7 protein-coding genes and 1 tRNA gene are annotated in these 7,028 nt (G+C 53.8%); 7 read left to right on the top strand and 1 reads right to left on the bottom strand.

Features of this window, described 5'->3' with window-relative positions; translation table 11 throughout:
• From mtnN to smrA, 4 genes are all read left to right on the top strand, one after another.
• A partial coding sequence (gene mtnN, locus ACJROR_RS15310; RefSeq protein WP_406547847.1) for a 5'-methylthioadenosine/S-adenosylhomocysteine nucleosidase occupies window positions 1–387 on the top strand: 387 nt, incomplete at its 5' end.
• Window positions 384–1,376, top strand: a complete 993-nt coding sequence (locus ACJROR_RS15305) for a cobalamin biosynthesis protein (protein ID WP_406040460.1) — start codon at window positions 384–386, stop codon at window positions 1,374–1,376. The genes mtnN and ACJROR_RS15305, both read left to right, overlap by 4 nt.
• On the top strand, window positions 1,351–2,250 hold the full coding sequence (locus ACJROR_RS15300; RefSeq protein WP_406547846.1) for an ABC transporter substrate-binding protein: 900 nt from the start codon (window positions 1,351–1,353) through the stop codon (window positions 2,248–2,250). Before ACJROR_RS15305 ends, ACJROR_RS15300 begins: the two co-directional genes overlap by 26 nt.
• Before the next feature lie 17 nt (window positions 2,251–2,267).
• Window positions 2,268–3,047, top strand: a complete 780-nt coding sequence (gene smrA, locus ACJROR_RS15295; protein ID WP_406040464.1) for a DNA endonuclease SmrA — start codon at window positions 2,268–2,270, stop codon at window positions 3,045–3,047.
• Between the two features lie 72 nt (window positions 3,048–3,119).
• On the opposite strand, the gene ACJROR_RS15290 is transcribed toward smrA, so the two are convergent.
• Window positions 3,120–3,629, bottom strand: coding sequence for a VC2046/SO_2500 family protein (locus ACJROR_RS15290; RefSeq protein WP_406547845.1), 510 nt, complete (start codon window positions 3,627–3,629; stop codon window positions 3,120–3,122).
• 300 nt (window positions 3,630–3,929) lie between these two features.
• On the opposite strand from ACJROR_RS15290, the gene ACJROR_RS15285 reads away from it, so the two are divergent.
• The 3 genes from ACJROR_RS15285 to ACJROR_RS15275 form a co-directional block, all read left to right on the top strand.
• A tRNA-Tyr gene (locus ACJROR_RS15285) sits at window positions 3,930–4,014 on the top strand.
• A gap of 382 nt (window positions 4,015–4,396) precedes the next feature.
• Entirely contained in the window at window positions 4,397–6,130 is a 1,734-nt protein-coding gene (locus tag ACJROR_RS15280) for a response regulator (RefSeq protein ID WP_406547844.1), read from the top strand.
• An 87-nt stretch (window positions 6,131–6,217) separates the two neighbouring features.
• Window positions 6,218–7,028 (top strand): response regulator (locus tag ACJROR_RS15275; protein WP_406547843.1); only part of this gene is annotated, 811 nt, incomplete at its 3' end.

Below are 7,028 nucleotides of genomic sequence, written 5' to 3'. Positions count from 1 at the left end.
CCGGGACAGGTTCCGGGCTTTCCCCAGATCATTCCGGCGGAAAAGAAAATTACGGACAGCGCCATGGCCGCCGCTGCGGAGGTGGCCGCCAAGTACGGGTTTTCCGTTTACTCCGGCCTTATCATCAGCGGGGATCAGTTCATTGCCGGCAATGACGCCCGCAAGGCCATCGATGAAAAATTCCCCGCTGCCTGGGCTACTGAAATGGAGGGAGCCGCCATTGCTCAGGTGGCTGCGGAATTCCAGAAGCCCTTCCTGGTCATCAGATCCATTTCCGACAAGGCCAACGGAGAAGCCGACATCACCTTTAACGAAATGCTCCCCCTGGCAGCCCGAAACTCTCAGGAGGTGCTGTTTAAGATCCTTGAGAAAGGGCTCAGTCTATGATTACCGAAATTCTGGGCACGGAAATCACCCCGCTCCCCCTGGACAGCAGAACCGGACTCCTGTTTCTGGCGCTCCTGACGGAATGGTTTATTCCGTTTCCGTTTTTTGTGAGACTGAATAAGCTGGTGCCCGGCATAGCCGCTCTGGGACGGCGAGTAAACCGTCCCGGCAGCAGCGCGGCGCAGCAGAAGCTGGCGGGGGTAATGCTGCCCCTGGTGATCATGACGCCGATCTTCGCCTTTATCATCGCTTTTCGGGAAATTCTGGACGGTGTGGAATTAGCCCAGAGCCTGACCGAGTTCTTCCTGCTTCTTTTAGTTCTTGAATCCCGGCCGGAGCGGGCCATGGCAAAGGCAGTAGCCCGGAATATTAACAGCGACCGGAAACATCAGGCCCGGGAAATTCTGGGACGCTTTACCCTGAGAGTCACCGCAAAGCTCAGCCCCATGGGCATGTACAAGGCTGCCGCGGAATCCGCCGCCCTGAGACTTATTAACAGCTTTTACGTACCGGCCTTTGCCTATCTCCTGCTGGGAATCTACGGAGCTCTGGCAGTAAAGCTTATCATCATTATGAGCATGGCCTTTAATCTGAAGCTGCCGGTTAATCAGTATTTCGGAAGATGCTGCTATTTTGTCGAGCAGTTCTGCTTTATTCTGCCCGCCATGTGGCTCATCCCCTTTATTATCATGCTTCCCGGCGGAGCCCCGGCAGATCCCCGGGCGCTGGCGGCAGCCATTCAAAGCTGGCCCTCCAAAACCACCGCCATGGCTCTGGCTCTTTTAGCATCAAAGGAAAACATCAGGCTGGGCGGTCCCCGGTATTATCTCCTGACGCTCTACCGTTTCCCGGAAATAGGAGGAACCGAGAACCCGACGGAAAAGTCGGTCAGGGATATGATCAGCGATACCGGAAAAGCGATCTGGTTTGCTCTCCTGGTACTGATTCTGTCCGGAATTGGCTATGACTATTATTCGTTCTATCACTAAAAGCCTCATTATTCTGACGGCTCTCGGCGGGATTGCGGAGGCCGAAACCGCCTCCTGTCCTCCTGGCATGCCCCACGCGGTATCCCTCTCGCCGGACAGCACGGAAATTCTGGCGGAATTTATTCCTCCGTCCTGCTTTCAGGCCGTGGACGCCAACAGCAATTATCCTCCGGGAATTGAGGAGATTCCTGTGGCCGGGGATTTTTACAGCGTCAACCTGGAATTTCTCGGCTCTCTCAGGTTTGATATCATCGCCGCCGGAAACTCCTTTAACGGAGTATTTCTGGAAAAGCTGAAAAAATCCTACCCGGACATTCTGATTATGAAGCTGGAATCCGCCAAAAACGTTCCGGAAAGCATCCGGGAGGCCGGGAAAAGAATCGGCATGGCAGAGGAGGCCGGCCGGAAAGCGGAAAAGCTGGAAAAAATACTCCGGGACACAGAAAATCGCTTCCGGGACTCCCCCCGGGTGCGGGTGCTCCCCGTCATCTGGCAGAAGCCCCTTATCGGAGCCTCTCCGGGCACCTACATTGATGAGCTTATCCGCATCTGCGGCGGAGAAAACATTCTGCCCCGCTCTCCGGTGAAATATCCCGAAGTCAGCGCCGAAGCTCTGCTATCGGGAAAGGCCGACATTATTATCAACTTCACCGGGGGCAGCATGTCCGGGGGGGTATCCGGATCTGCCGCGGCAGATCCGCTGCCCCTGCCTGCCGGGCTTAACATCAGGGAATACCGGTTTTCCAATCAGGATCTGGTAATGCGATCCACGCCCCGGTCTCTGACTCAGGGGCTCCCGGAAATCTGCGGCATTATCGAAAGCGCCCGCGCGTTCCCGGCTCAGCCCGCCGCTAACACAATTTCTCCCCGGTAACATCAGCGAGGTAATCCATGACCAAAAACTTCAGTCTCAGCGATTTAAAAAGAGCCGTCTCCGAAAAGAGACAGGAGGAGCTGAAAAAGGAAGCCGCTATCAAGAGACAGGAGCTCGCCCGTCAGGAACAGGAAAGACGGGAGCAGCAAAGACTGGAACAGGAAAAGCGGGAGTCCCGGGAACGCCTGGCCGCTTTGGAAAACAGCCTCCGCCGGGAAGAATCTCCCGCCGGAGAAAAATCCTTCGCGGAACAGATGAAGGGAGTTAAAAAGCTGGAACAGGACAAAATTCCCCAGGTAACAAAGCTCATGGACAGAGAGGCGGCTCTGAAGCTCCGGGAAATGGCCGAGGATGAAAAAAAAGAGGAGGACATGTCCTTCTTTTCCACTGCCGGGATGACCTTCGTGGATCCGGCGGGATCCATCAGTTACCGTACCCCGGGCCTGCAGTACGGGGTATTCCGGAAGCTGAAAGCCGGAGAATACTCTCCGGAGGCCTGGGTGGATCTCCATAATCACACGGTGGAGAACGCCTACAAGGACGTCCGGAAAACCATCGTCAGAGCCATCCGCAAAAACATGCGCTGCATTCTCATCATTCACGGCAAGGGGGAATTCTCAGAGCCCAAGGCCCTTCTTAAGAGCTATGTGGCCCACTGGCTCCGGCATATGCCCGAGGTGCTGGGCTACCATACCTCCATGCCCTGGCACGGAGGAGCCGGTTCCACTTATGTGCTGCTGAAGAAGGGGGAGCTGGCCCGGCTGGAAACCCGGGAGGAAATTGCCGCCCGCCGGTAGGAAGATTTTCAGGGAGAACCAAAAAGAAAAACCGGGATAACTCCCGGCAGCCTCAAGTCATGGTTAAAAAGCTCACAGCCTTGCCAGAATATCGCGGGATTCGGTAACCGCATCCACAATGGCCAGAGTCCTGAGATCATATGGGACACGCGCGACAGCGGTTCCCGCAAGAACGCTGTCGGCTTTGGCCCGGGCGAGCAGAGACATATTGGCGCGCACATCATGACCGATGACGTCTTCTCTCACTGCAAGAGGCTCGCCTCTTTCCGCAAGCAGAAGCTGAACTGTGGCTGACGCTCCCTTTGTAACGCATTCGCCGATCCTGTTCTCCATTCCAAAGTCCTGTGCCTCGGCATAGAAGCTTCTTTCCGGAAGGAGCGAGAAGGTTTTTCTCAGATCAGCGGGCTCAGGCTTGGTCTTAACAGGATCGACAACAGAGGCGTCATCGGTGACATCCTGTGAAATCATGGCCAGCATTAAAGCAAAATCTGCCCGATTTCCATGGGAAACAGCTTCATTGAGACGAGTTCCCAGCTGAAGTTCGTCCACCAGAAGACTGTTTCTTATTTCCATGTCCAGCATAACATGCTCCTGCCAATATCCGCTCACTTAACTTATCGTCAGTTCCGGGACAATCTTTAGCTCTTGCCGGGGTTTTATGCGTTTTTGCGAAAACGTTCACAGAAAATTCGTTTTCAGGTCCCATGGTTAGTTGCTTGCCAGACGGCCCGAAATGCCCCCGAAAAACACCCCCGCGCTGCCGTTTCGCAGCAAAACGGCCGAAAAACGGTTAAAAAATGACCGATTTTCACGAAAAACGGTCTTTTTTACGAAAATGCTTTATTTTTCATAATTTTCTGATATTATCAGCACCAGATTTGCGGAGGGGTTCCAGAGCGGTCAAATGGAACAGACTGTAAATCTGTCGCCTTCGGCTTCGATGGTTCGAATCCATCCCCCTCCACCAGATTCTCTCAGTTGTCCGTTTCCTGTTTTTCTCAATTCCCCTTCGTGCGTTCCCTGTTTTCTGCAGCCTGCGTTCATGGTTAAGCTCTGTCTTTTTGCGTTTGTCTCTCCGGTATTTGCCGGAACGTTTCCGGGAGCTCCGGATTATTTGACGAAGGCCATTAAACTAAAGCGGGATTGTTGCCATCCGGGCGGAATTCCCGCACAATATGACAGCGTCTCGGCTCCGGCCGCTCAAGCGCCTTCCCGATCTCGCTCGGCCCTGCAAACACATATCTGATTGCCGGCATTTTGCCGGAGAACTGCGGCAGGGAAGTGATATCCCGTAATTGCGCCGAGGCCGCTTCCCGCCTTGTTAACGGACTTCTCAGGGGACTAACAGCATGATCGCCGCTTCGGAAAACACCGCTGATGGCAAGAATCAGGAAATTGCATTTTCCGCTATGAAGTACAGCGATTTCCGGGTCATCATTGCCGATGAACAGCACACCTTTGCCTATCTTATGAAGGGAATCCTGCTGTCTCTGGGTTTTTCCAAAATCACCGTTGCTTCCAGCGGCGACGAAGCTCAGAAAATCTGCGCCCATGCCCAGTTTGACATCTACCTTTTCGACTGCTCGTTCCAGAACGGCATTTCCGGACTGGAGCTGGTACAGCACCTCCGGAAAAACCATCTGGCCCCCTGCATGGCTCTGATGTTCATTATTACCGGGGATCATTCCCGCTCAAAGGTGCTCTGCGCCGTGGAGCAGGAGCCCGATGACTACATTGTGAAGCCCTTTTCTCAGAAGCAGTTTGCCCGGAGGCTGAAAAAAGCCCTGGCCAAAAAGAAGGATCTGGAGGACATCTACAGCTGCATCTACCGCAATGACGCCCCGGGAGCTATCTCGGCCCTGGAAAAGGCCGTGTCCGCCGGCACTCCCTACGATGTCTACTGCCGCTGTCTGCTGTCGGACTACTATATCAGCACCGGCCAGCACAACCTGGCTCAGGCGGTGATCCAGGAGGGCATGGCCTGCTCCGAATCTGACTACCTCAAGTTTGCTCTGGGAAAGGTGCTCTACAGCAGGAAGCTGCACGAAGAATCCCTCAGCGTCATTCAGGACGTGCTGACGCGCCGGCCCCTGATGACCGACGCCATTGAATATGTCTCAAAAAATTACCTTTCCCTGGGCATGCCCGAAAAGGCCATTCAGAGCATCCGGCAGGCCGTGGCGCTCTCTCCTCTGTCGGAAAAGCTTTTGAACACTCAGATAACCACTGCCCTTAATGCCGGAGATTTTATGACCGCCCGGGACGGACTGGCTCTGCTCCTTAATGTCAAGAAAAACTCCCCGGAGGAAGTGGATACGCTGCTGGAAAGCTTTGTGCAGTGCGAATTCATGTTTGTGGAAAATTCCCACGACCCCTTTCACATTTCCAGCATGGAAAAGGTTATCGGAAACATTATCGGCCGTTACCAGGCCTGCACCAGCAAGGACAGGTTTTCCATGGAAACCTTCAAGACGGTCTGCGAAGCCCGGGTGGCCCTTATCCGCGGCGAAACCCAGCGCAGCAAAAGAAGGCTGTATCAGGCTTTGACCGCCATGAACGAGAATAACAGGAATATCGCCGACAGCATTAAAATCGGCATGTATCTGGGACTCCTGTCTCTGGGCGAATACGAGGTGGCGGAGCATCTCTCTCAGGAACTGGCCGGACGCGCTGCCGCCTCCGACATTGCCATGAACATTCTCGATATCTGCGTCAGCCGGAAAAACGCGGAACAGGCCGAGCGCCGGAATAAATACCAGGAGCTGAACTCTCAGGGCATCAAGGAATACAAAAACGGCAAGCTGGACGAGGCTCTCAGACTGTTTAAGGAGGCCAAACGCAAGGTTCCGGGAAATTCCAATGCCATTCTTAACAAGATCCAGATTCTGCTGGATATGTCAGAAATGCAGCTGAAACAGGATCCCCGAAACGGCAAAGACGCCGCCCGGAACCTGATTCAGGAATGCGCCTCGGATCTCCGGCTTCTGGAGGGAATTCCGCTTTCCAAGGTTCAGGCGGAACGTACCGAGCTTCTGAAAAAGGACTTCGCGGAGATCCAGTCCAAAACTGCCAAAAGGCAGTAATCTGATAACGCCGCCCGCCTTAAAAACGCCGGGTCTGAGATCGCCGCTGCTTTATTATTGATTATGCAAAACCGGGACATATCGCGCATGAACGCCCCACTCACCGAAAACAGGGATGAAGAACAGCAGGAGCTGTCCTTTACCTCTATGAAGTACAGCGAATTCAGGGTAATAATCGCTGACGAACAGCATACCTTTGCCTCTCTGATGAGAACCATCCTGCAATCCATGGGCTTTACCAGCATCACCATAGCGCTAAACGGAGAGGAGGCCCTGAAAATCTGCTCCTACAGCAAATTTGACATTTATCTGTTTGACTACTCCTTCACCAGCGGCATTTCCGGTCTGGATCTGGTTAAAAAGCTGCGTGAAGAGCATCTGGCCCCCTGCATGTCCCTGATGTTCATTATCACCGGCGATCCCTCCCGTTCCAAGGTGCTGTGCGCCGTGGAGCACGAACCTGACGACTACATTATCAAGCCCTTCTCCCAGCAGCAGTTCAGCGAAAGAATCAAAAAGGCCATCACCAAAAAAATCGCCCTCCGGGACGTTTACACCTGCATGCACCGGGATGATGACGCGGGAACGGTAAAAGCTCTGGAAAAGGCCCTGACGGAGGGCACTCAGTATGATGTCTACTGCCGCTGCCTTCTGGCTGATTATTACGTAAAAACCGGGCAGATGAATCTGGCTCAGGCGGTAATTCAGGAGGGAATGGTTTCCTCCAATTCCGACTACCTCAAATTTGCCATGGGCAAAATTCTCTACAGCATGAACATGCACGAGGAATCCATCAGCATCATCAAGGATGTGCTGACCCGCCGTCCTCTGATGACCGATGCCATTGAATACGTAAGCAAAAACTACATCTCCATGGGGCGAACCGATGAGGCCATCC

It is taken from the genome of Succinimonas sp. (assembly GCF_045225735.1).
Classification (GTDB): Bacteria; Pseudomonadota; Gammaproteobacteria; order Enterobacterales; family Succinivibrionaceae; genus Succinimonas.
Note: the sequence above shows the minus strand (reverse complement) of the source record. Positions and strands in the feature narration are given on the sequence as shown.

Coding starts and splice junctions, on each gene's coding strand:
- ACJROR_RS15305 (WP_406040460.1), top strand. CDS start 384: ATGATTACCGAAATTCTGGGCACGGAAATCACCCCGCTCCCCCTGGAC.
- ACJROR_RS15300 (WP_406547846.1), top strand. CDS start 1,351: ATGACTATTATTCGTTCTATCACTAAAAGCCTCATTATTCTGACGGCT.
- smrA (WP_406040464.1), top strand. CDS start 2,268: ATGACCAAAAACTTCAGTCTCAGCGATTTAAAAAGAGCCGTCTCCGAA.
- ACJROR_RS15290 (WP_406547845.1), bottom strand. CDS start 3,629: ATGCTGGACATGGAAATAAGAAACAGTCTTCTGGTGGACGAACTTCAG.
- ACJROR_RS15280 (WP_406547844.1), top strand. CDS start 4,397: ATGATCGCCGCTTCGGAAAACACCGCTGATGGCAAGAATCAGGAAATT.